21 protein-coding genes, 1 tRNA gene and 1 pseudogene are annotated in these 22435 nt (G+C 66.1%); 5 read left to right on the top strand and 18 right to left on the bottom strand.

Annotated elements, in window-relative coordinates:
* Positions 1 to 6: 6 nt before the first annotated feature.
* From hisS to BMY12_RS10815, 11 genes and pseudogenes are all read right to left on the bottom strand, one after another.
* Positions 7 to 1275: a histidine--tRNA ligase gene (gene hisS, locus BMY12_RS10860; protein ID WP_093285816.1), complete on the bottom strand. Its 1269-nt coding sequence runs from the start codon at positions 1273 to 1275 to the stop codon at positions 7 to 9.
* Between the two features lie 3 nt (positions 1276 to 1278).
* A complete protein-coding gene (gene ispG / locus BMY12_RS10855) occupies positions 1279 to 2409 on the bottom strand; it encodes a flavodoxin-dependent (E)-4-hydroxy-3-methylbut-2-enyl-diphosphate synthase (protein ID WP_093286237.1) in 1131 nt (376 codons plus the stop codon).
* Between the two features lie 28 nt (positions 2410 to 2437).
* Positions 2438 to 3415 (bottom strand): RodZ domain-containing protein, encoded by a 978-nt coding sequence (locus tag BMY12_RS10850; protein WP_093285813.1) that lies wholly within the window; start codon positions 3413 to 3415, stop codon positions 2438 to 2440.
* Between the two features lie 37 nt (positions 3416 to 3452).
* Entirely contained in the window at positions 3453 to 4583 is a 1131-nt protein-coding gene (rlmN, locus tag BMY12_RS10845; RefSeq protein ID WP_218140168.1) for a dual-specificity RNA methyltransferase RlmN, read from the bottom strand.
* A 48-nt stretch (positions 4584 to 4631) separates the two neighbouring features.
* Positions 4632 to 5063, bottom strand: a complete 432-nt coding sequence (ndk, locus tag BMY12_RS10840; RefSeq protein ID WP_093285811.1) for a nucleoside-diphosphate kinase — start codon at positions 5061 to 5063, stop codon at positions 4632 to 4634.
* A 209-nt stretch (positions 5064 to 5272) separates the two neighbouring features.
* Positions 5273 to 5596 (bottom strand): HesB/IscA family protein, encoded by a 324-nt coding sequence (locus BMY12_RS10835; RefSeq protein ID WP_093285808.1) that lies wholly within the window; start codon positions 5594 to 5596, stop codon positions 5273 to 5275.
* The gene (locus BMY12_RS20845) at positions 5593 to 5889 is read right to left on the bottom strand and encodes an iron-sulfur cluster assembly scaffold protein (RefSeq protein ID WP_436278862.1); all 297 of its coding nucleotides are present in this window, start codon (positions 5887 to 5889) and stop codon (positions 5593 to 5595) included. Before BMY12_RS20845 ends, BMY12_RS10835 begins: the two co-directional genes overlap by 4 nt.
* 123 nt (positions 5890 to 6012) lie before the next feature.
* Positions 6013 to 7164, bottom strand: a pseudogene (locus BMY12_RS10830) (cysteine desulfurase family protein); the annotation flags it as partial.
* Complete coding sequence (locus BMY12_RS10825) at positions 7161 to 8297, bottom strand: cysteine desulfurase family protein (protein ID WP_093285805.1); 1137 nt, start codon at positions 8295 to 8297, stop codon at positions 7161 to 7163. The pseudogene BMY12_RS10830 and the gene BMY12_RS10825, both read right to left, overlap by 4 nt.
* Entirely contained in the window at positions 8298 to 9092 is a 795-nt protein-coding gene (cysE, locus tag BMY12_RS10820; protein ID WP_093285803.1) for a serine O-acetyltransferase, read from the bottom strand. It lies immediately after the preceding gene.
* Between the two features lie 97 nt (positions 9093 to 9189).
* Positions 9190 to 9969: an RNA methyltransferase gene (locus BMY12_RS10815; protein ID WP_093285800.1), complete on the bottom strand. Its 780-nt coding sequence runs from the start codon at positions 9967 to 9969 to the stop codon at positions 9190 to 9192.
* Between the two features lie 82 nt (positions 9970 to 10051).
* Between BMY12_RS10815 and BMY12_RS10810 the strand changes: the two genes are divergently transcribed.
* A complete protein-coding gene (locus BMY12_RS10810; RefSeq protein WP_093285797.1) occupies positions 10052 to 10819 on the top strand; it encodes an inositol monophosphatase family protein in 768 nt (255 codons plus the stop codon).
* A gap of 49 nt (positions 10820 to 10868) precedes the next feature.
* Here BMY12_RS10810 and BMY12_RS10805 read toward each other — a convergent pair whose 3' ends face one another.
* From BMY12_RS10805 to BMY12_RS10785, 5 genes are all read right to left on the bottom strand, one after another.
* Positions 10869 to 11504 (bottom strand): sugar transferase, encoded by a 636-nt coding sequence (locus BMY12_RS10805; RefSeq protein ID WP_177188948.1) that lies wholly within the window; start codon positions 11502 to 11504, stop codon positions 10869 to 10871.
* A 361-nt stretch (positions 11505 to 11865) separates the two neighbouring features.
* Positions 11866 to 12795 (bottom strand): protein translocase subunit SecF, encoded by a 930-nt coding sequence (secF, locus tag BMY12_RS10800; protein ID WP_093285792.1) that lies wholly within the window; start codon positions 12793 to 12795, stop codon positions 11866 to 11868.
* 12 nt (positions 12796 to 12807) lie between these two features.
* Positions 12808 to 14661 (bottom strand): protein translocase subunit SecD, encoded by a 1854-nt coding sequence (gene secD, locus BMY12_RS10795; protein WP_093285789.1) that lies wholly within the window; start codon positions 14659 to 14661, stop codon positions 12808 to 12810.
* Between the two features lie 68 nt (positions 14662 to 14729).
* Entirely contained in the window at positions 14730 to 15071 is a 342-nt protein-coding gene (gene yajC, locus BMY12_RS10790) for a preprotein translocase subunit YajC (RefSeq protein ID WP_245732455.1), read from the bottom strand.
* A gap of 257 nt (positions 15072 to 15328) precedes the next feature.
* Positions 15329 to 16657 carry a UDP-glucose dehydrogenase family protein gene (locus BMY12_RS10785; RefSeq protein WP_093285787.1) on the bottom strand — a complete coding sequence of 443 codons (1329 nt, stop codon included), beginning with the start codon at positions 16655 to 16657 and terminating at the stop codon, positions 15329 to 15331.
* A gap of 186 nt (positions 16658 to 16843) precedes the next feature.
* On the opposite strand from BMY12_RS10785, the gene BMY12_RS10780 reads away from it, so the two are divergent.
* Together BMY12_RS10780 and BMY12_RS10775 are read left to right on the top strand one after the other, a co-directional pair.
* Positions 16844 to 18583 carry an acyl-CoA dehydrogenase family protein gene (locus BMY12_RS10780; RefSeq protein ID WP_093285784.1) on the top strand — a complete coding sequence of 580 codons (1740 nt, stop codon included), beginning with the start codon at positions 16844 to 16846 and terminating at the stop codon, positions 18581 to 18583.
* A gap of 161 nt (positions 18584 to 18744) precedes the next feature.
* Positions 18745 to 19224, top strand: a complete 480-nt coding sequence (locus BMY12_RS10775; protein WP_093285781.1) for a glutathione peroxidase — start codon at positions 18745 to 18747, stop codon at positions 19222 to 19224.
* A 61-nt stretch (positions 19225 to 19285) separates the two neighbouring features.
* Here BMY12_RS10775 and tgt read toward each other — a convergent pair whose 3' ends face one another.
* Together tgt and queA are read right to left on the bottom strand one after the other, a co-directional pair.
* Entirely contained in the window at positions 19286 to 20416 is a 1131-nt protein-coding gene (gene tgt / locus BMY12_RS10770; RefSeq protein ID WP_093286228.1) for a tRNA guanosine(34) transglycosylase Tgt, read from the bottom strand.
* 17 nt (positions 20417 to 20433) lie between these two features.
* Positions 20434 to 21462 carry a tRNA preQ1(34) S-adenosylmethionine ribosyltransferase-isomerase QueA gene (gene queA, locus BMY12_RS10765; RefSeq protein ID WP_093285779.1) on the bottom strand — a complete coding sequence of 343 codons (1029 nt, stop codon included), beginning with the start codon at positions 21460 to 21462 and terminating at the stop codon, positions 20434 to 20436.
* Positions 21463 to 21534: 72 nt separating this feature from the next.
* Between queA and BMY12_RS10760 the strand changes: the two genes are divergently transcribed.
* Both BMY12_RS10760 and BMY12_RS10755 read left to right on the top strand, forming a co-directional pair.
* A tRNA-Leu gene (locus BMY12_RS10760) sits at positions 21535 to 21622 on the top strand.
* A 253-nt stretch (positions 21623 to 21875) separates the two neighbouring features.
* Positions 21876 to 22435 (top strand): WD40/YVTN/BNR-like repeat-containing protein (locus BMY12_RS10755; protein WP_245732451.1); only part of this gene is annotated, 560 nt, incomplete at its 3' end.

Genomic DNA, 22435 nt, shown 5'->3' with positions numbered 1-22435 from the left:
CAGGTTTTAGAGACCGGCCAAGCGCTGGTCCAGTTCCGACCAGGGCAGGATTTCTTGTGTGGCTTCGCTGGCGCGCAGCGATTTTACTTGAACGCTCTGCGCCGCCACCTCGGCGTCGCCGAGGATCAGCGCCAGCTGCGCGCCGCTGCGGTCGGCGCGCTTGAGCTGCGCGGCCAGCTTGCCGCCGCCGGCGTGCAGCACGATGCGCAGCTGCGGCAGCGCGTCGCGCAGACGCTCCACCAGCTGGCTGGCCGAGCGCTGCGCCGCCTCGCCCAGCCAGCAGCAATAAACCTGCGCCTCGCCGCCGGGCACCGGCACGTTCTGCGCCTGTTGCAGCAGCAGCAGGCGTTCAACGCCGCAGGCCCAGCCCACAGCCGGCGTGGCGCTGCCACCCAGCTGCTCGACCAGGCCGTCGTAGCGGCCGCCCGCCAGCACCGTGCCCTGCGCGCCCAGCGCCGTGGTGGTCCATTCGAAGACCGTGCTGGTGTAGTAGTCCAGGCCGCGCACCAGGCGCGGGTTGACGCAGGCTTCGATGCCCAGATCGGCCAGACCTTGCTGCAAGCCTTCGAAGTGCGCGCGCTCGGCATCGCCGAAGCAGTCTCTCAGCAAGGGGGCCTCGGCCAGCAGCGCCTGGGTCTGCGGCGACTTGCTGTCCAGCACGCGCAGCGGATTGCTGTGCAGGCGGCGCTGCGAGTCGGCGTCCAGCGAAGACTCGTGCCGCTGCAGGAATTCGATCAGCGCCGCGCGGTACTGCGCGCGCACGGCGGCGCTGCCCAGGGAGTTCAGCTCCAGCCTGAGCTCGCGCAGGCCCAGACGCTTGAGCAGGCGCGCGGACAGGGCGATGACTTCCACATCGATATCGGGCCCGGCCATGCCGTAGGCCTCGACACCCAGCTGATGAAACTGGCGATAGCGTCCGGCCTGCGGCCGCTCGTGGCGGAACATGGGGCCGGCGTACCAGAGCCGCTGCTGCTGGTTGTGCAGCAGGCCGTGCTCCAGGCCGGCTCGCACGCAGGAGGCGGTGCCTTCCGGACGCAGGCTCAGGGAGTCGCCTTCGCGGTCGGTGAAGGTGAACATCTCCTTCTCGACGATGTCGGTGACCTCGCCGATGGAGCGCTTGAACAGCGCGGTGTGTTCGAGCATCGGCAGACGGATTTCACCGTAGCCGTAGGCTGCGAACACTTGTTCGGCCGTGCGCTGCAACTGCTGCCAGGCAGAGCTGTTTGCGGGCAGCACATCGTTGAAGCCACGGACGGACTGGAACAGGTTGGCCATGCTTTAGCGTGAGGCGTGAGGCGTGAGGGGTGAGTCGTCGGAAGCGCGCTGCGCCAGACGCAGGGCGATCTTTTCGCGCACCAGCTTTTCCAGCACGTCCACCAGTTCGTGGTTGTGGGCCTTGTGCTGGATCTTGCCGTCGATGTAGATGGAATTGGGATAGCCGCCGGCCACGCCGATGGCGGCTTCGCGCGCTTCGCCGGGGCCGTTGACCACGCAGCCGATCACCGCCAGATCCAGAGGCTCGTCCAGATCTTCCAGGCGCGCTTCGAGTTCGGCCACGGCCTTGATCACGTCGAAGTTCTGCCGCGAGCAGGACGGGCAGGCCACCATATTGATGCCGCGCGAGCGCAGGTGCAGGGACTTCAGGATATCCCAGCCCACTTTCACTTCTTCCACCGGATCGGCGGCCAGCGAAACACGGATGGTGTCGCCGATGCCTTCGGCGAGCAGCATGCCCAGACCGATGGAACTCTTCACCGCGCCGGAGCGCAGGCCGCCGGCCTCGGTGATGCCCAGATGCAGGGGCTGGTCAATGAGCCTGGCCAGCTTCTGGTAGGCGAACACGGTGAGGAAGATTTCGCTGGCCTTGAGCGAAACCTTGAAGTCCTCGAAGTTGTGGCGCTTGAGAATCTCGACATGGCGCAGCGCCGATTCCACCAGGGCATCGGCATTGGGTTCGCCGTATTTCTCCTGCAGATCGGCTTCCAGGGAACCGGCGTTGACGCCGATGCGGATCGGAATGCCGTGGTGGCGCGCGCAGGCCACCACTTCGGAGACTTTCTGGTCATTGCCGATATTGCCCGGATTGATGCGCAGGCAATCGGCACCGGCTTCGGCGGCGGCCAGTCCGCAGCGGTAGTTGAAGTGGATGTCGGCCACCAGCGGCACTGCGCCGACCTGCTGCTTGATCTCGCGAAAAGCCTTGGCGGCGGCCAGCGTGGGCACCGAGATGCGCACGATATCGGCACCGGCCTTGACCGCCGCCTGCACCTGCGCGACCGTCGCGGCCACGTCCTCGGTGTTGGTATTGGTCATGGTCTGCACCGAGATCGGCGCGCCACCGCCGACCGCGACGCGGCCGACACGGATCTGCCGCGAGATGCGTCGCTGGATCTGATGGTGACTGCTCATGGCCATGACCGGAACGTCCTGCGCGCGCCTATTGCTGCGGCTTCAGCGGCAGTACCAGCCAGGCGGTCTTGTTCTCGCGCGTGTACGGCGCCAGATCGATGGCCTTGCCTTCGTACTCCAGCGTGACGTCCGCCGCTGCACCGATGAACACGTCCAGCGGCTGCTTGCCGCCGTAGCGGCGCTGCGAACCGGCGGGAAACTCCGCCCGCACCACCAGCCGGCCGTCGGCATCCTTGATCCGCAGCCAGCTGCTCTTCTTGAACTTGAACAGCGCCGCGCCCTCGCCGACCACCGCCTGCTCATCGGCCGGCGGCGTGCTCGCGGCCTGGGCCGCCGGTGCCGGTGTCGGCGCAACGCTGGGGCTGATTTCCGGCGCCGTGGCGGGCGCGCTGGCTTCCGGCGCCGTGACGGCAGCCGCGTCGGCGCCAGGCGCCGTCGGCGTCTCGACGGCAGGCGCCTGCTGCTGCGGCTCCGCATTGGTTGCGCCGCTCTCGCCAGCCATCGGCGTGGTCACCACATTGCTCGGCACACTGCTGGTCGCGCTGTTGTGCGCCGCCGGACTGCCTGCGCCGCGCAGGAACCAGAGCAGCGCACAGGCGAGAATGGCCAGCACCGCCACCAGCACCGCCGTGGGCACCGGCAGACGGTTGGTGGAGCCCAGATCGCCACCGGAAGCCAGGCGCAGCTTGCTCGGCGGCAGCGGCGACTTGTGCGTCACGCGCTGCGCATAGCCATCGAGCAACGCTTTTTCATCAAGCCCCAGCACCTTGGCGCACTTGCGGTAATAGCCGCGCACATAGACGGGCTCCAGCAGCGCCTGGAAATCATCGCGCTCCAGCGCCTCCAGCGTGCTGCGGGCCAGCTTGATCATCGAGGCCAGATCGTCCAGCGACAGGCCCGAGGATTCGCGCGCCGCACGGATCAGGCTGCCGGGACTGGCCGTGGTCACCGGCGCGGGCGGCGGGTTCGGTTCCGGAGTAGAGACGCGGGGCGCTTCCATGGTCATGAGAACGGATCGGAAAAAGTGGATGCCGCAGCGTGGGCTAGTCGCCGACGATGGCGATGCCGCGCAGGCGGTTCTTCTGCCTGGACTGCACCTTGCCGACCAGCTGGCCGCAGGCGGCGTCGATATCGTCGCCGCGCGTCTTGCGCGTGGTGGCGATGATCTTGCGGTCGCGCAGAATCTTGGCGAAAGCCGCAATCGCCTCCGGCTTCGAGCGCCGGTACTGCGTCTGCGGAAAGGGATTGAAGGGAATCAGATTGACCTTGGCCGGCAGGCCGCCCAGCAGCTTGACCAGCTCGCGGGCGTGTTCGGGCTGGTCGTTGATGCCGTCGAGCATCACGTACTCGTAGACGATGTGGGCCTTGCGGTCCTTCTCCACCGTGTAACGCCGGCAGGCCGCCATCAGCTCGGCCAGCGGATACTTGCGGTTGATCGGCACCAGCTCATTGCGCAGCGCATCGTTGGGCGCGTGCAGCGACACCGCCAGCGCCGTATCCACGTCCTCGCGCAGGCGATCCATGAACGGCACCAGGCCCGAGGTGGACACGGTGACGCGACGCTTGGACAGCCCGAAGCCGAAGTCATCGAGCAGGATGCGGATCGCCGGCAGCACCGCGTTGTAATTGGCCAGCGGCTCCCCCATTCCCATGAACACGATGTTGGAGATCACGCGTTCGTTCTGGAAATCACCGCCCAGGGTGCGCGCCGCAAACCAGACCTGGGCGATGATCTCCGCCGTCGTCATATTGCGGTTCAGGCCCTGCTGCGCGGTGGAGCAGAACGCGCAGTCCATCGCGCAGCCCACCTGCGAGGAGATGCACAGCGTGGCGCGCCCCTCTTCGGGAATGTAGACGGTTTCGATGGCATTGCCGCCGTCCAGCCGCAGCACCCACTTGCGCGTGCCGTCCTGGGAAACCTGCTCGGTGACCAGCTCCGGCGTGCGAATCTCGAAGTGCTGCGCCATGCGCGTGCGCAGATCCTTCGAAATATTGCTCATCTCGTCGAAGGAATTGCGCGTGCGCCGGTAAATCCACTGCATCACCTGATCGGCGCGGTAGGGCTTCTCGCCCATCTCCGCGAAGCGCTCGCGCAGCTGCTCGCGATCGAGGCCGAACAGGTTCGTGAGGCGTGAGGCCTGAGGCGTGAGGGGCGGCTGCCCCTCGCGCTGCAGAGTCTCTTGCTGTGCCTCCTGCCTCACGCCTCAACTCCTCAGGTACGCTCAGCGCGTGCGGGCGAAGACTTCGGTGGCGCGGAAGAAGTACGCGATTTCGTTCTTCGCATTCTCCAGGCTGTCCGAGCCGTGCACGGCGTTTTCGTCGATGGACTGCGCGAAGTCGGCGCGCACGGTGCCCGGCGCAGCCTTCTTGGGATCGGTGGCGCCCATGATGTCGCGATGCAGGGCCACGGCGTTCTCGCCTTCCAGCACCGAGATCAGCACCGGGCCGGAGATCATGAAGCGCACCAGCTCACCGAAGAAGGGGCGTTCCTTGTGAACCGCGTAAAAACCCTCGGCCTCGGCCTGGGTCAGATGGGTCATGCGCGAAGCCACGATCTTCAGGCCAGCGCTCTCGAAACGATCCAGAATCTTGCCAATCGTGTTCTTACCCACAGCATCCGGCTTGAGAATCGACAGGGTACGTTCAACCGCCACGGTACAAACTCCTTAAAACTCAAAGGGAAATGACAAAAGGGCCGCTGCGGCCCCTTCAGGTTCTTCGCAAAATCAAAGAATTATAGACGCCGCCGGGCAGCGGGGGCAATGCAAAAATGGCGCTTGCCGCCGTCCGTGAACAGCCTGCCACTGCGCCGTGACGCCTGGCGGGCGTCCGCGGCGGATGTGCGACCGGCAACGCCGCGAGGCTAAACCGTGAAACTCTCGCCGCAGCCGCACTGCCCCTTCACATTCGGGTTCAGGAACTTGAAGGCCTCGTTGAGCCCCTGCTTCTGGAAATCCAGGGTCAGGCCGTCGAGCATCGGCAGGTGCTCGCTGCGCACCACCACCTTGGCCCCGTGCTGCTCGAAGACCTGTTCGTCGGCCTCCACGGCATCGGCATAGTCCATGGTGTAGGCATAGCCCGAACAACCCGATTTGCGCACGCCGACGCGCAGGCCGAAACCGCTGCCACGCTTCTGGATCTGCTGCTGGATACGCTGGGCCGCGTTGGCCGTCAATTGGATGCTCATGTCTTGCCACCGGTTTTCTGCAACAGGGCGCGAAGGACATCTTCACCCATGAGGGCACAATGGGCCTTGTCTTCGCTGATTTCAAGCGCGTCGCGCAGCACGGCGGCGCTGATGGCGCCCAGCGCATCCAGGCCATCGGCCTCCAGGCGCTCGGCCAGATACTCACCTACCGCAATCGCAATCGGACAGCCGTAGGCCTGGAATCGGGTCTCGCGCACCTGCCGCCCGTGCACGCGCAGCTGCAGGCGCAGCAGCGAGCGCGCGGCGGCGCTGTCGGCTTCCGCCGTCAGCACCTCGGCGTCCTCGGGCAGGCGCCCGTCGTGCTTCAGATGTGCGAAGCGCTGCCAGGCCGGCGCGGGATACTCGTACACATTGTCCTTGAGCAGCGGTTCCGCCGTGCCTGCGCCGCTGCCCTGCGGCGAAAGTTCGCGCAGGAACTGCACGGCGGCGATGATCTGCGTCGCGGCCGCGTCGACCTGCCCCGCCGTGGTGTAACGCCCCAGCGACAGACGCAGGGAAGCGCCGGCCAGCTCGTCGCTGCGCCCCAGTGCGCGCAGCACGTAGGAAGGCTCGCGCGTGGCCGAGGAACAGGCCGAGCCGCTGGACACCATCAGTTCCGGCAGCATCGCGCGCAGCGACTCGCCTTCCACGCCGGTGAAGCTCAGATTGAGTATGCCCGGCGCGCGTGCATCCGCAGCTGCGGGCGCATTGAGCAGCACCTCGGGCAGCGCGCTCTGCAGCTGCCGCTGCAGACGCTCACGCAGCGCGCGGATGCGGTCGCCCTCCTCGCCCAGCTGCGCGGCGGCCAGCGCACAGGCCGCGCCGAAGCCGACGATCTGGTGCGTGGCCAGGGTGCCGGAGCGCATGCCCTGTTCGTGACCGCCGCCGTGAATCTGCGGGCTCAGGCGCGCGCGCGGCCGCTTGCGCACGAACAGCGCGCCGATGCCCTTGGGGCCGTAGAGCTTGTGCGCGGAGACGCTCAGCAGATCAGCCGGCAGCTGCGCGAGGTCCACGGCGATCTTGCCGGCCGCCTGCACCGCGTCGATATGCACCAGCACGCCGCGCGCGCGCAGCTCGCTCGCCAGTTCCAGCACCGGATTGATGGCGCCGGTTTCGTTGTTGACCCACATCAGCGAGACCAGCGCGGTGTCGGGACGCAGCGCCGCGCGCACCTGCTCGGGCTCGATCACGCCGCTGGCGGCGGGCGTCAGATACGTCACGCGCAAACCCTGGGTTTCCAGATAGCGCAGGGTGTCGAGCACGGATTTGTGTTCGATGCGCGAGCTGATCACATGCGCATTGGCGCGACCGCGAAACTCCAGCGCGCCCTTGATGGCGAGGTTGTTGGATTCCGTGGCGCCCGAGGTCCAGATGATTTCCTCGGCGCTGGCGCCGAGCAGCGCCGCCACCTGCGCGCGCGCGGCTTCCACCGCCTTGCGCGCGCGCCGGCCCAGGGCGTGATCCGAGGCCGGATTGCCGAAGCCGGCGTCGGTTTCCAGCCAGGGCAGCATCGCCGCCCGCACCTGCGGGTCCAGCGGCGTGGTCGCGGCGTAGTCCAGGTAAATCAAGGCGGCGCTCCGGCCCGGGGCTTGAAGCTGCGCAGCGCCTCGATGAAACGCGAGACCTCTTCGGGCTGGTTGTCCTTGCCCAGGCTGACGCGGATCGCGCCCTTGGCCAGCTCGCGCGCGAAGCCCATGGCCAGCAGCACATGGCTGGGCTCGCCCTTGCCGCTGGCGCAGGCCGAGCCGCTGGACACCGCAAAGCCCTTGCGATCCAGCTGCATCAGCAGCGCCTCGCCGTCGTAACCGTCCAGCGCGAACTGCAAGGTGTTGGGCAGTCGCGCGCTGTGCTCGGCAAAGATCGTCACGCCGGGCAGCTCACGCAAGCCGGCCTCCAGCTGCCCGCGCAAGGCCAGCAGCCTGGCGCTGCGCCCGGCAAGCGCCTCGCCTGCCAGCTGCGCCGCCGCGCCGAAGCCGACGATGGCCGCCACGTTCTCGGTGCCGCCGCGCAGGCCGCGCTCCTGCGCGCCGCCATGCAGCAGCGGGCTCAGCTCCACCTGCGCATTCACCACCAGCGCGCCGACGCCCTTGGGGCCGTAAATCTTGTGGCTGGAGACGCTGAGCAGATCCGCGCCCAGGTTGGCGAAGTCCAGCGGCAGCTTGCCGGCGGTCTGCACCGCATCGACATGCAGCCAGGCCTGCTGCGCGTGCACCAGCGCCGCAGCGCGCTCGATGTCCTGAATCACGCCGGTTTCATTGTTGGCGCGCATCAGCGAAACCAGACGCAGCGGCGCGCGCTGCAGCTGCGCTTCGAAGCGCGGCCAGTCGAGCAGGCCCTGCGCATCCACGGCGATGGCCTCCACGCCCCAGCCACGCGCGTGCAGGGACTCGGCGGCTTCCATCACCGAAGGGTGCTCGGTGGCGCCGTAGAGCACGCGGCTGGGCGTGGCCAGCTCGGTCACGCCCTTGAGCGCGAGGTTGTTGGCCTCGGTGCCGCCGGAGGTCCAGATGATTTCCTGCGGCTGGCAGCCGATCAGCGCCGCCAGCTGCGCACGCGCCTGCTCCACGCCATCGCGCGCGGCGCGACCGTAGCGATGCAGCGAGGAGGCGTTGGCGTAGGGGCCGGAGAGATACGGCAGCATCGCCTCCAGCACGCGCGCGTCCAGGGGCGTGCTGGCATTGTGGTCGAGATAGACCGGCATTCAGACCTTGGGCCGTTCGTTGCCGGCCAGCGAGTCCAGGGCCGGCGGCGCATCGGCGCAGAAGTCCGGCAGCTCCAGCTTGGACAGTTCCAGCTCCGGCATGCGCGAGTCCACCTCGTGCAGCAGGCGGCAGATCTTCACCAGCTGCTCGTCCAGGCGCTGCACGTGATCGAACATCACCGACACGGCATTGGCCACCGGATCGGGCATGTCGCGCGACAGGCCGTAGGCATCAAAGCCCATGCGCTTGGCCACCGCGGCCACTGCCGGCGAAGGCTCGGCGCGCTCCTGCACCACGCGCGCGGGAATGCCCACCACGGTCGCGCCCGGCGGCACCTCGCGCACCACCACGGAATTGGAGCCGACGCGCGCGCCCTCGCCCACCGTGAACGGTCCGAGAATCTTGGCGCCCGCGCCCACCACCACGCGATTGCCCAGGGTGGGATGGCGCTTGCCCTTGTTCCAGCTGACGCCGCCCAGGGTCACGCCGTGATAGAGCGTGACGTCGTCGCCGATTTCAGCCGTCTCGCCGATCACCACACCCATGCCGTGGTCGATGAAGAAGCGCCGGCCGATGCTCGCACCGGGATGAATCTCCACGCCGGTGAGCCAGCGCGCGAGATTGGAATTGAAGCGCGCCAGCCATTTGCAACCATGCGTCCACAGCCAGTGACTGACCCGGTGTCCCCACAGCGCATGCAGGCCGGGATAGCAGGTCAGCACTTCCCAGGTATTGCGAGCGGCGGGGTCACGGTCAAAAACGCTGGCGATGTCTTCGCGGATGCGGGCGAACATGTTTTCCTAAAGGGCTTTGCGGCTGCGCAAGCGTTCCGAGGCAAGGGGTTCTAATTTTAGACCGATTCGGTCCTGATTCGACAGGCAGGGCTTTTGCTCAAGCCTCGCCGCCGTCTCCGGGCAGGGGGACGCGCCGGCCCTTGGGCTGCTCGATGGACTTCAGCACGCCGCGCAGGATGTTGAGCTCATTGCGATCCGGGCTCGCGCGGTTGAAGAACTGCCGCAGGCGGCGCATCAGCAGGCGCGGGTTGGCCGGATCGAGAAAGCCGGTGGACATCAGGATGCGCTCCAGATGCCCGTAGAAGCGCTCCATGTCCTCGACGCCGGGCGGCGCATACCAGGGATGATCCTGCTTGGCGGCCACCGGCCTGAACTCCGGCAGCGCGGCCTTGCGCAGCTCGTAGCTGAGCACCTGCACGGCCTGCGACAGGTTCAGCGAGCTGTAGCCGGGATTGGTGGGCACCTGCGTGACCGCATGGCAGAGATCCAGCTCCTCGTTGGTCAGCCCGGTGCGCTCGCAGCCGAACACCAGTGCCACCGGCGCCGAAGCGGCGGTCTGCACCGCACGCGTCGCGGCGTCCCAGGGTGTGAGCGGCGCATCGCCCAGATGCCGGGGCCGCGCCGAGCTGGCCAGCACCCAGGCGCAACCGGCCAGCGCTTCGCTCAAGGAATCCACCACGCGCGCCTTCTCCACCACCTCGATGGCGTGCGCTGCCGTCATGCGCGCCTGCGGATGGGGAAAACGCTGAGGCGAAACCAGCACCAGCTCGCTGAGCCCCATGGTCAGCATGGCCCGCGCGGTGGAACCGATATTGCCCGGATGCTGGGTGTTGACCAGGACGATGCGGATGCGGCTCAAGGCTTCGACGTCATTCATCCTGCTTATTGTAAGGACGCCGCGCACAGGCCGCGTGTTATCCTAGCGGTCCTCCCCGCTCCTTAATCACGCCCGGCCCGTCATGCACCCGCTGGTCAATATCGCTGTCTCGGCTGCCCGTGCGGCCGGCAATTTCATCATGCGCCATCACGGCCGCGTGGATCAGCTGCAGATCGAGCGCAAGGCGCACAACGATTTCGTGACGCAGGTGGATCGTGGCGCCGAAGCGGAAATCATCCGCCAGATTCACAAGGCCTACCCGCATCACGCCATTCTCGGCGAGGAAAGCGGCGAGATCGCCGGCAGCGAGGTCACCTGGATCATCGACCCGCTGGATGGCACCACCAACTTCCTGCACGGCATCCCGCATTTCGCGGTGTCCATCGGCATCCAGGTGCGCGGCAAGCTGGAGCACGGCGTGATCTACGCGCCCTGCACGCAGGACCTCTACATCGCCTCCAAGGGTGATGGCGCCCTGCTCAACAACCGCAAGATCCGCATCTCCACCTGCAAGGACCTGAGCCAGGCCCTGATCGGCACCGGCGTGCCGCTGCGCGAGGAATACCTGGACCGCTACTTGCCGATGCTGCGCAATGTCGCCGCCCATACTGCCGGCCTGCGCCGCGCCGGCTCGGCGGCCCTGGATCTGGCCTATGTGGCCGCCGGACGCCTGGACGGTTTCTGGGAGTTCAACCTCAAGCCCTGGGACATCGCGGCCGGCGTGGTGCTGGTGCGTGAAGCCGGCGGCGTGGTGAATTCACTCGACGGCAGCGCCGACGTGCTGAAAACCGGCCACGTGCTGGCCAGCAGCATCAAGCTGCAGGACGAGCTGGTGAAACTGCTGCAGTAGGAAGGTCGGCGCCGGAAGCTGCAGGCGCCGCGCCGCCGGCGGCGCCTTGTCAGTAGGCGCGCTGATCGCCCAGCAGGGTGCAGCGCACGGTTTCGACGATGATCTTCAGGTCGAACAGCAGCCCGGCATTGCGCGCATAGAACAGGTCCAGACGCACGCGCTGGCGCATATCGCGCAGACGGCGCGTCTCGCCACGGCAGCCGCTGACCTGCGCCAGCCCCGTGATGCCGGGACGCACGCGGGTGCGATCCGCATAGCCCTGGACCAGGCCGATATAGGCGCCATCGAGCTCGGGCACATGCGGGCGCGGGCCGACCACCGACATCTCGCCGCGCAGCACATTGAAGAACTGCGGCAACTCATCGAGATTGGTCTTGCGCAGGAAGCGCCCGATCCGGGTCACACGCGGATCGTTCTTCTGCGCCTGGCAGAACTGCGCCTGCGGCTCATGGCGCATGGTGCGGAATTTCAGACAGTCGAAGCTGTTGCCGTCCAGGCCGACGCGTCGCTGACGGAACAGCACCGGCCCCGGAGAATCGAGCTTCACCAGCAGCGCGAGCAAGGCATAAAGCCAGCTCAGGCCGGCAATGGCGAGCACCGAGAACAGCACATCGAAACCACGCTTGCCGAGACGGCAGTAAGCGTTGACAGGAAGCGACGGCGAAGCCGCAGGCTCAAGGCGCACTGCCGCCCGATCCTGTACCCCCTGCAGTGTCGCGGCGCTATCCGCGCGCGCAAACACACTCTCCTCTACCACAGAGCCGATTGCCAAGGTTGATCCCCCAAGCCCCACAAACGAGCACCGCCACAGTGCCCTGATCCCTACCGGAACGCCCTTGCCCTATCGCCGCCTTGCGCCTGTCGCCCCGCGTACGATGACGACTTACCGCGCGAAAACAGCCCGGCGGCGCTGTAGAGATATTCAATTCTTTTGCGACAGGCGCCTATCACCGGCTGACGCCGGCTTTTGTAAGTTTTGTCTTACGTCACCTTCGGCGTTACGGAAGTCCCCACTTCCGCAGCCGACATTTCCCGCGCTGGCCCGTTCAAGGCAGCTCGTCGATTTCCTTGTCCTTGGCCGGCAGCAGGTCTTCGCGGGAGATGCCCAGGGCGACCGCGAGATTGGTGGACACGTAGATCGAGGAGTAGGTCGCGACGATCACGCCGACGATCAGCGCCACCGAAAAGCCGTGCACCGTGGCACCGCCGAGGAAGAACAGCGCGCTGAGCACCAGCAGCGTGGTCAAGTGCGTGATCACCGAGCGCAGCAGGGTCTGGTTCACGGACAGATTGACCACGTCCAGGATGTCCAGGCGCCGTTCGGAGATCAGGTTCTCGCGGATACGGTCGAAGATCACGATGGTTTCGTTGTTCGAATAACCGATCAGGGCCAGGATCGCCGCCAGCGTGGTGATATCGAACTCCACCTGGAAGATGGCCAGCATGCCCAGCACCATCAGCGCGTCGTGAATCAGCGCCGCGATGGCGCCCACCGAAAACTTCCACTCGAAGCGGAACATGATGTAGGCGGCAATGCCCATGAAGGCGAACAGCAGCGCCAGACCGCCGGCGCTGAACAACTCCTCGCCCACCTGCGGGCCCACGAACTCGATGCGGCGCAGGGTGATGCCGGCCTCGCTGGCATGCAGGGCTTCGAGAATATGGGTGCTGACCTGGGCCGAGCTTTCCTTGCCGGCGGGCGGCAGGCGGATCAGCACCGAGGACGAATCACCGAAGTACTGCACCACGGCGCGCTCGTATTCGGCGCTGGCGAGATCGGCGCGGACCTTTTCCAGCTGCACCGGCGCCGGATATTTCACTTCCACCAGCACACCGCCGGTGAAGTCGATGCCGAAGTTCAGGCCGCGGATCACCACCAGCAGGATCGCGGCGATGGTGAGCACGGCGGAAACCGTCAGACCCAGCTTGCGCTGGGCCATGAAGTTGATGTTGGGAACGCGGGCGAAGAATTTCATGGCGAGAGGGCCTTACCAGATCGGCACTTCTTTGAGCTGACGGCGCGCAAAGGCCAGCTGGGCCAGGGCGCGGGAGCCGACGATGGCAGTGAACTGCGAAGACAGGATGCCGATGGCCAGGGTGATGGCGAAGCCCTTCACCGGACCTGCGCCCAGCGCGAACAGCACCACGGTGCCGATCAGCACGGTGACGTTGGCGTCGGCGATGGTGAGGAAGGCACGCTCGTAACCGGCCTCGATGGCGGTATGTGGTTTGGCCCCGCCACGCAATTCTTCACGGATGCGCTCGTAGATCAGCACATTGGCGTCCACGGCGATACCCATGTGCAGCACGATGCCGGCGATGCCGGGCATGGTCAGCGTGGCCTGCAGCAGCGACAGCACCGCCACCACCAGCAGCAGATTGAGCAGCAGCGCGCTGACCGCGAACAGACCGAAAACGCGGTAGTAGAAGACCATGAACAGCACCACCAGCCCCAGGCCCAGCACTGCCGCGGAGAAACCCTTGCGGATGTTGTCCGCACCCAGGCTCGGGCCCACGGTGCGCTCTTCGACGATGTCCACCGGCGCGGCCAGGGCGCCGGCCTTGAGCAGCAGCGCCAGATCGTAGGCTTCCTTGCTGGCCAGACCCGTGGTCTGGAAGCGCTTGCCGAACACGCCGCGGATGCTGGCGATGGAAATCACTTCTTCCACCTCGCGATGCTCGCGGATCGCCTCGCCCTTGGCGTTGTAGCTGGTCACCACCTGACGTTCCTTGAACAGCACCGCCATCGGCTTGCCGACGTTCTGCTCGGTGAAGGTGAACATGCGCTTGGCGCCGCTGGCATCCAGGGTCACCGATACCGCCGGGCCACCGTTTTCATCCACGGTGGAAGCGGCATCGACCAGATTGTCGCCGCCGGCGATCACCTCGCGCTTGAGCAGCACCGGACGACGGTCGGCACGGGTGTAGAACAGCTCGGTGCCGGCCGGCACCACGCCGCTGGAGGCGGCGGCATAGGCGTCCTGATCGGCCACGGCGCGGTATTCCAGGGTGGCCGTGGCGCCCAGCAGATCCTTCACGCGCGTGGTGTCCTGCACGCCGGGCAGCTGCACGACGATGCGGTTCTCACCCTGGCGCTGCACCAGCGGCTCGGCCACGCCGAGCTGGTTGACGCGATTGCGCAAGGTGGTGAGGTTCTGCTGCACGGCGAAATCGACGATGCGCTTGGCCTCTTTCTCCGTCAGCTTGATGGACAGGCTCAGCGGCGCTTCCGGCAGCGGCGTGACCTGGTATTCGGCAAAGGCCTTGGCGATGGCGCGGCTGGCCTGATCCACGTGTTCGGCGTCGGCAAATTCCATCACCGCCGAATCGCCGTTTTCACGACGCCCGGTGTAGCGGATGTCTTCCTTGCGCAGCAGCGCCGGCACTTCGGTGAGGATGCGCTCCACCGCCTTCTTGCGCACTTCCTCGATGTCCACTTCCAGCAGGAAGTGCACGCCGCCGCGCAGGTCCAGGCCCAGGTTCATGGGCTTGGCGCCGATGGCCTTGAGCCACTCCGGCGTCTTCGAGGCCAGATTCAGCGCCACCACGTAATCACGGCCCAGCTCCTGCTTGAGCTGATCTGCCGCCTTGAGCTGATCCTCGGCGTGCGAGAAGCGCACCACCCACTGCCCGTTCTCGATGCCGCTGGCGCTGGGCGTGAGACCGGCATCCTTGAGCGCCGCTGCGATCTTGCCGCTGACCTCCGCCGGCAGCGGATCACCGCTTTCCAGCGAGATCTGCACGGAAGGGTCGTCGCCATAGAGATTGGGCGCCGCGTAGAGCAGACCGAACGCCAGGGCGGCGATCAGCAGGAAATATTTCCAGGTGGAATAGGGCTTCATACGCGGCAATCAGGTTCGACAAAAACTTAGAGGCGGCGCCGGGACACGGCGCCGCTCGCGAGACAGCTTTACTGCGCCTTGAGCGTGCCCTTGGGCAGCACGCCGGTGACCGCGGACTTCTGCACTTTCACCTGCACGTTGTCGGCGACTTCGATGCTCAGATAAGCCTCGCCCAGACCCACGACCTTGCCGGCGAGACCGCCGCTGGTCACCACCTCGTCGCCCTTGGCGATCTTGGCGAGCATGTCGCGATGCTCCTTGGCGCGCTTGGTCTGCGGACGGATCAGCAGGAAATAGAACAGCGGAATCATCACCAGCAGCGGCCAGAAGGCCTGCAGCAGACCCTGCGGTGAGGTCGGCGCGACGGCGGCGGACTGGGCGTAAGCGGAACTGATCAGAAAATCCAGCACTGGGTAACTCCCGACTCTGGCTTATGGTTGGAGAATGAAGGCGCGCGATTATGCCCGATTGGCGGTGCGGCTTGCGGCGCGTGGCTGTGACTGCGGAAAGTGCGCGACGGTTCCGTCCCCTCTCCGCCAAGCCCTCTCCCGCGAGGGGAGAGGGGAGAAATGAGCAGGCGGCCGTGGAATCGGACGCCTCAAGGCGACCGTCGGAACCCTTCCCCTCTCCCCTCGCGGGAGAGGGGCCAGGGGAGAGGGGGCTTTCTTCAACCCAGACGCGCCCGCCCGATGCCCTGGTAATGCAGGCCCGCCGCCTGCACCGCCGCCGGATCGTAGAGATTGCGCCCGTCGAAGATCGCCGGGGTCTTGAGCAGGGCCTTGATGCGCGCGAAGTCCGGGGCCTTGAACGCCGACCATTCGGTGACGATGGCCAGCACATCGGCGCCCTCGCAGGCCGCCTCGGGGCTGTCCACCAGGGTGAAGTCGGCGCGCTCGCCGTAGATCTTCGCCGTGGTCTCCATGGCCACTGGATCAAAGGCGCGCACCTTGCCGCCCGCCGCCCAGATCGCCTCCATCAGCACGCGGCTGGGCGCCTCGCGCATATCGTCGGTATTGGGCTTGAAGGCCAGGCCCCAGAGCGCGATGGTCCTGCCCTTGACGCTGCCCAGGTAGGCGCTGATGCGCCGGAACAGCTCCTGCTTCTGATGCTCATTGGCCGCTTCCACCGCATGCAGCACTTGCAGGCTCTGGCCGTGCTCGCCGCCGGTGCGGATCAGGGCCTTCACGTCCTTGGGAAAACAGGAGCCGCCGTAACCGGCACCGGCGTAGAGGAAGTGAAAGCCGATGCGCGGATCGGAGCCGATGCCGCGACGCACGCTTTCGATGTCCGCGCCCACCTGCTCGGCCAGCAGCGCCAGCTCGTTCATGAAGCTGATGCGCGTGGCGAGCATGGCGTTGGCAGCATACTTGGTCAGCTCCGCCGAAGGCACGTCCATGGCCATCACGCGGTCATGGTTGCGATTGAAGGGCGCGTAGAGCTGACGCATCTTGTCCAGGGCGCGGGCATTGTCGGTGCCGACGATGATGCGGTCCGGACGCATGAAGTCCTCCACCGCCGCGCCTTCCTTCAGAAACTCCGGATTCGACACCACGTCATAGGGCAGAGCCAGACGCCGCGCCGCCAGCTCGGCGGCCAGCGCCTCGCGCACCTTGGCAGCGGTGCCCACCGGCACCGTGGACTTGGTGCAGACCACCTTGTAGTCGGCCATGTGCTGGCCGATGGTGCGCGCCACCGCCAGCACGTACTGCAGGTCGGCCGAACCATCTTCCTGCGGCGGCGTGCCCACCGCGATGAAGATGATCTCGCCATGGGCCACACCGCGCGCCGCATCGGTGGTGAAGTCCAGCCGGCCGCCCTTGGCATTGCGCACCAGCAGGCTGTCGATACCCGGCTCGTAGAACGGGCAATGCCCGGCCTTGAGCGTGGCGATCTTTTCCGGGTCCACATCCACGCACAAGACCCGATTGCCCACGTCGGCCAGACAGGCCGCCGTCACCAGACCCACGTATCCTGAACCAAAGACTGTGATATTCATGACCGAAAGTGTAGCCGAGCGTCCGCAGGCCTTGCCGCCGCCTCCGCCATTGCCGCCACAGACACGAGCCGGGGACTGGCATTTTCTCTCAGGCAAGCATGTATTTTTTGCCATGGCGGCAGCCAATCTCCGCTCGTTACACTCCGCCGCTTCAAATTTTTGACCTCTGCCCAAGGAAATACGGACATGGCCAGTTACAAGGCGCCGCTGAAGGAAATTGATTTCGTCCTCAATCAAGTGCTGGGCGCAGGCAAGCTCGCCAGGCTGCCGGGCTTCGAGGAAGCCACGCCGGAAACCCTCAACGGCCTGATCGACGAAGCCGCCAAGCTGATCGAGAAGGAACTCGCCCCGCTCAATGCCAGCTCCGATGCGCAGGGCTGCGTGTACAGCAACCGCGAGGTGAAGCTGCCGGACGGTTTCGCCGAGTTCTTCAAGAAGTACGCCGAGGCCGGCTGGATCGGCATCATGCAGAAGCAGGAATACGGCGGCGCCGGCCTGCCCTACACCCTGGGCAAGGTCATCGAAGAGATGCTCTGCTCGGCCAGCGTGTCCTTTGCGCTCTACACCGGCCTGACGCAGGGCTGCTTCGAGGCCATCGCCGCCAACGGCAGCGAAGAGCAGAAGAACACCTATCTGCCCAAGCTCGCCACCGGCGAGTGGACCGGCACCATGTGCCTCACCGAGCCGCAGGCCGGCTCCGATCTGGCGGCGGTGAAGACCAAGGCCACGCCGCAGGCCGACGGCAGCTACCTGCTGGAAGGCGGCAAGATCTTCATCACCTCCGGCGAACACACGATGGCCGACAACATCGTGCACTTCGCGCTGGCGCGTCTGCCCGACTCGCCGCCGGGCATCAAGGGCCTGTCCACCTTCGTGGTGCCCAAGTATCTGATCAATGCCGACGGCAGCCTGGGCGCGCGCAATCCGGTGTACTGCGTGTCCATCGAGCACAAGATGGGCATCCACGGCTCCTGCACCTGCTCGATGTCCTTCGAGAACGCCAAGGGCTGGATGGTGGGCGCGCCCAACACCGGCATCCAGAACATGTTCGTGATGATGAACCTGGCGCGCATCATGGTCGGTTACCAGGGCCTGGGCCTCTGCGAGCTGGCCACCCAGAACGCGATCCGCTACGCCCTGGAACGCAAGCAGGGCAAGGCCTTCAACGGCGGCGATGTCATCGCCCATCACCCCGACGTGCGCCGCATGCTGCTGCAGATGAAGGCGGTCACCGAAGGCGCGCGCGTGCTGGCCTATGAAACCGCGATGCACGTCGACGCCTCGCATGCCGCGGCCGACGAAAGCGCCCGCGAGGAAGCGCAGGACTGGGTGGACCTCAACACGCCGCTGGTCAAGGGCTTCTGCACCGACAGCGCCGTGGACCTGGCTTCCACCGCCGTGCAGGTCTATGGCGGCCACGGCTTCATCCGCGAACACGGCATCGAGCAGATCATGCGCGACGCCAAGATTCTCTGCCTCTATGAAGGCACCAACGGCATCCAGGCCATGGATCTGGTGCGCCGCAAGCTGACCCTGCACAACGGCCGCCTGCCGCAGCGTTTCTTCAAGGCCGTGCGCGCCGACCTGGAAACCGGTGCCGGCTTCATCAGCGGCCCGCTGGCCCAGGCCCTGGAAGAACTGGAAGCCACCACGCAGTGGGTGCGCGAGTCCTACAAGACCTCGCCGGACGACGCCGCCTTCGGCTGCGTGGACTACATGCGCGCCTTCTCGCTGGTGTACCTGGGCTGGAACTGGCTGCGCATCGTGCGCGCGGCCGACGCCGGCGGCGACGCTGCCTTTGCCGCGACCAAGCGTGTCACCGCGCAGTTCTTCGTCAACCGCATGCTCTCGCAGGTGCCGAGCCTGCTGCTCAATGTGCGCCAGAGCGCGACCGAGGCGATGCAGGCGGACGTGGCGAACTTCTAAGTCTGAAGCGGCACCCACTGCAACTACAGGGCGGGTTCGGCACGCAAGCGCCGTAACCCGCCTTTTTTGTTTTGCTGCAGCCCTCGCCTGCCGACCGCAGAAGCAGGCTTTGGTTACCATGCTCGTATCGCGGAAAACCAAACCGGATTTGGAGGATTGCCATGAGCAGCGTGTACGACTTCGAAGCCAAGACCATCGACGGCCAGCTGCAAAAGCTCAGCGACTATCAGGGCAAGCTGCTGCTGGTGGTCAACGTCGCCAGCAAATGCGGCTTCACCCCGCAGTACAAGGGCCTGGAAGCGCTGTGGCGGCAATACCAGGACAAGGGCCTGGTGATTCTGGGTTTCCCCTGCGACCAGTTCGGCCATCAGGAGCCGGGCAACGAAGCCGAGATCCAGAGCTTCTGCTCACTGAACTACGAGGTGAGCTTTCCGATGTACGCCAAGATCGAGGTCAACGGCGCCGGCGCACATCCCCTGTATCAGTACCTCAAGAGCGCCGCACCCGGCGTGCTGGGCACCGAGGGCATCAAGTGGAACTTCACCAAGTTCCTGATCGGCAAGGACGGCCAGGTGCTCAAGCGCTACGGCTCCATGGACACGCCGGAGAAGATCGGCGAGGACATCGCAAAACTGCTGTAAGCGCGGCCTTCGCGTGATTCTTGAAGGCCCCGCCAGGCTAGTGTCGCGGAGACCCCCGCCGCTATACCGGCGCTGCCTTGGACTTGGCCGGCTTGCCTTCCGCTGAGGCGATGAAATCGCTGGCGAAGGCCTCGAAGCAACCCGCTTCAATCGCGCTGCGGATGCGCTGCATGAGCTTCAGGTAGTAGTGCAGATTGTGGATGGTGTTGAGGCGCGGCCCCAGCATCTCGTCGCAGCGGTCGAGATGGTGCAGATAGGCGCGCGAGTAGTTCTGGCAGGTATAGCAGTCGCAGGCCGGATCCAGGGGCGCGGGGTCGTCGCGGTACTGGGCATTGCGCAGCTTGAGCACGCCCTGGCTGGTGAACAGATGACCGTTGCGCGCATTGCGCGTGGGCATCACGCAGTCGAACATGTCGATGCCGCGCGCCACGCCCTGCACGATGTCGCGCGGCGTGCCCACGCCCATCAGATAATGCGGACGATCCGCCGGCAGCTGCGGTCCCACGGCGTCGAGCACCTGCAGGCGTTCGGCCTCCGGCTCGCCCACCGACAGGCCGCCCACCGCATAACCGTCGAACCCGATCTCGCGCAGACGCTGCAAGGACTCCAGGCGCAGCGGCGCATGCATGCCGCCCTGCACGATGCCAAAAAGCGCACCGGGCGCCTCGCCATGCGCGGTCTTGCAGCGCGCTGCCCAGCGCGCCGACAGCTCCATGGACTTGCGCGCCTGCTTCTCGGTGGCCGGATACGGCGTGCATTCGTCGAACTGCATGATGATGTCGCTGCCCAGGCCGTGCTGGACCTCGATGGAGCGCTCGGGCGACAGGAAGATGCGATCCCCATTGATGGGCGAGGCGAACTTCACGCCCTCCTCGGTGATCTTGCGCAGACCCGACAGGCTCCAGACCTGAAAGCCGCCGGAGTCGGTGAGAATGGGTTTGTCCCAGTGCATGAAGCCATGCAGGCTGCCGAAGCGCTGCTGGATCAGCTGCTCGCCCGGTCGCAGCATCAGATGAAAGGTGTTGCCGAGAATGATCTGGCTGCCCACCGCCAGCAGCTCTTCCGGCGACAGCGCCTTGACCGTGCCGTAGGTGCCCACCGGCATGAAGATCGGCGTCTCCACCACGCCACGGGCGAAGCTCAGCCGGCCGCGTCGCGCGCCGCCGTCGGTCTTGAGCAGTTCAAACTTCATGCGCGTGTTGCTGTTGTTCATGGCGTTTCGGGTTCGATCAGCATCGCATCGCCGTAGCTGAAGAAGCGGTAGCGCGCCGCCACCGCATGGCGATACGCGGCCATCATGCGTTCATGACCGCCGAAGGCGCAGACCAGCATCATCAGCGTGCTCTCCGGCAGATGGAAATTGGTGAGCAGACGCTGCACCACGGCAAAGCGATAGCCGGGCGTGATGAACAGCCGCGTCTCGCCACGCATGGGCTGCAGCGCTGCGCTGTCCTGCGCGGCGGCGGCCGATTCCAAGGCACGCGTCACTGTAGTGCCCACCGCCACGATGCGCCCGCCGCGTGCGCGCGTCTGCGCCAGGGCCTCACACAGCGCCGCGTCGATCACATAGCGCTCGGCATGCATGCGGTGCTGGCTCAGATCCTCCACGCGCAGTGGCTGGAAGGTGCCGGCGCCCACATGCAGCGTCAGGGTCGCGGTCTGCACGCCGCGCGCTTTCAAGGCAGCGAGCAGGGGCGCATCGAAGTGCAGGCCGGCGGTGGGCGCCGCCACCGCGCCGGGCTCGCGTGCGAACACGGTCTGGTAACGCTCGGCATCCCCGGCATCCGGTGCATGCGTGATGTAGGGCGGCAGCGGCAGACGGCCGGCGCGCTCCAGAAAGGCCATCACCTCCCCCTCACCTTGCAGCTGCAGCTCGAAGAGATCGTCCTCGCGGCCCAGCACTGTCAGCCGATCCTCGCCGAGCTCGATCACACCGCCGGCCTTGGGTTTCTTGGACACGCCCAGCTGCGCCAGGAAGCGCCGCGCATCCAGCACCCGTTCCACCAGAATCTCCACCTGCCCGCCCGTGCTCTTGCGTCCGTACAGACGCGCGGGAATCACGCGGGTGTCGTTGAAGACCAGCAGATCGCCGGGGCTGAGCAACTGCGGCAGTTCGCGGATGTGGCGGTCGGCGAGCGTGGCGCCGACGTGGAGCAGACGGCTGGCCGAGCGCTCGGCGCTGGGGTGTTGCGCAATCAGCTCGGGCGGCAGCTCATAGTGAAAATCGGCGCGACGCATGGGTGGCAGGCGGCAAAGGGCCGCATATAATGCCCGCCCCGCGCCGCAGATGCGCGGGCACATGCTGTTCAAGCCTGAGTGGCGGAATCGGTAGACGCAGCGGACTCAAAATCCGCCGAGGCAACCCCTCGTGAGAGTTCGAGTCTCTCCTTAGGCACCAGTTGAAACAGCAACGCTTCGCCACTTCGATCCCCCTTGGTCTCTTGAGAGTTGTCGGGCAAAAAGCGCCCGCATCTGCACAGGCTTGCGGGTCGTTGTCTCGGGTTTTCACAAGGTGTCGGAACGCACAGTCCGCGACCGCCACCTCGCTTCGACTACGCTGGCCTCCTGCATACTGCAGGCATAGGGGGAAACAAAGCATGGTCTTCCGCGCGCTGCTAGGCGCCAGGCCATCGGGCTAAAGGGGGCATCCGATGCGCGAGGAACTCGACGCGATCAGCCAGCGTCAACGGTGGTGTTTGGGCGGCCTGCTCATTATCTGGCTGCTGAGCTTGTTTGCGGCACTGAATCAGGCGCCCCGCGCCGATCTCAGCCAGCGCAACTATGAGCTCAACCCCCTGCGTTCGAATTTCTGGCGCAACAGCATGCCGGCAGCCGACTTCTGGGCTTATCCCTTGGAAAGCAATCCGGCTGAACGTCTAACCACTATCAGGGGAAATCTCAATAGCGTGCACTTCGTCGATGCCCAGCACGGCTGGGTCGTCGGGGTCGGCGGCACGATCTTCACCACCGCCGACGGCGGCGCGCGCTGGCAAGCCCAGGCCAGCGGTAGCAGCGCCTGGCTCTTCAGCGCGCACTTCGTCGATGCCCAGCACGGCTGGGCAGTCGGAGACGGCGGCATCCTCCTCGTCACCGCCAACGGCGGTGCGCGCTGGCAAGCTCAGGCCAGCGGCACCAGTGCCGCACTCAACAGCGTGCATTTCGTCGATGCCCAGCACGGCTGGGTCGTCGGAGTTGACGGCACGATCCTCGC

It is taken from the genome of Solimonas aquatica (assembly GCF_900111015.1).
Classification (GTDB): domain Bacteria; phylum Pseudomonadota; class Gammaproteobacteria; order Nevskiales; family Nevskiaceae; genus Solimonas; species Solimonas aquatica.
This window is presented reverse-complemented; position numbering and strand designations above follow the sequence as displayed.

Coding starts and splice junctions, on each gene's coding strand:
- hisS (WP_093285816.1), bottom strand. CDS start 1,275: ATGGCCAACCTGTTCCAGTCCGTCCGTGGCTTCAACGATGTGCTGCCC.
- ispG (WP_093286237.1), bottom strand. CDS start 2,409: ATGAGCAGTCACCATCAGATCCAGCGACGCATCTCGCGGCAGATCCGT.
- BMY12_RS10850 (WP_093285813.1), bottom strand. CDS start 3,415: ATGACCATGGAAGCGCCCCGCGTCTCTACTCCGGAACCGAACCCGCCG.
- BMY12_RS10835 (WP_093285808.1), bottom strand. CDS start 5,596: ATGAGCATCCAATTGACGGCCAACGCGGCCCAGCGTATCCAGCAGCAG.
- BMY12_RS10825 (WP_093285805.1), bottom strand. CDS start 8,297: ATGCCGGTCTATCTCGACCACAATGCCAGCACGCCCCTGGACGCGCGC.
- cysE (WP_093285803.1), bottom strand. CDS start 9,092: ATGTTCGCCCGCATCCGCGAAGACATCGCCAGCGTTTTTGACCGTGAC.
- BMY12_RS10815 (WP_093285800.1), bottom strand. CDS start 9,969: ATGAATGACGTCGAAGCCTTGAGCCGCATCCGCATCGTCCTGGTCAAC.
- BMY12_RS10810 (WP_093285797.1), top strand. CDS start 10,052: ATGCACCCGCTGGTCAATATCGCTGTCTCGGCTGCCCGTGCGGCCGGC.
- secF (WP_093285792.1), bottom strand. CDS start 12,795: ATGAAATTCTTCGCCCGCGTTCCCAACATCAACTTCATGGCCCAGCGC.
- secD (WP_093285789.1), bottom strand. CDS start 14,661: ATGAAGCCCTATTCCACCTGGAAATATTTCCTGCTGATCGCCGCCCTG.
- BMY12_RS10785 (WP_093285787.1), bottom strand. CDS start 16,657: ATGAATATCACAGTCTTTGGTTCAGGATACGTGGGTCTGGTGACGGCG.
- BMY12_RS10780 (WP_093285784.1), top strand. CDS start 16,844: ATGGCCAGTTACAAGGCGCCGCTGAAGGAAATTGATTTCGTCCTCAAT.
- BMY12_RS10775 (WP_093285781.1), top strand. CDS start 18,745: ATGAGCAGCGTGTACGACTTCGAAGCCAAGACCATCGACGGCCAGCTG.
- tgt (WP_093286228.1), bottom strand. CDS start 20,416: ATGAAGTTTGAACTGCTCAAGACCGACGGCGGCGCGCGACGCGGCCGG.
- queA (WP_093285779.1), bottom strand. CDS start 21,462: ATGCGTCGCGCCGATTTTCACTATGAGCTGCCGCCCGAGCTGATTGCG.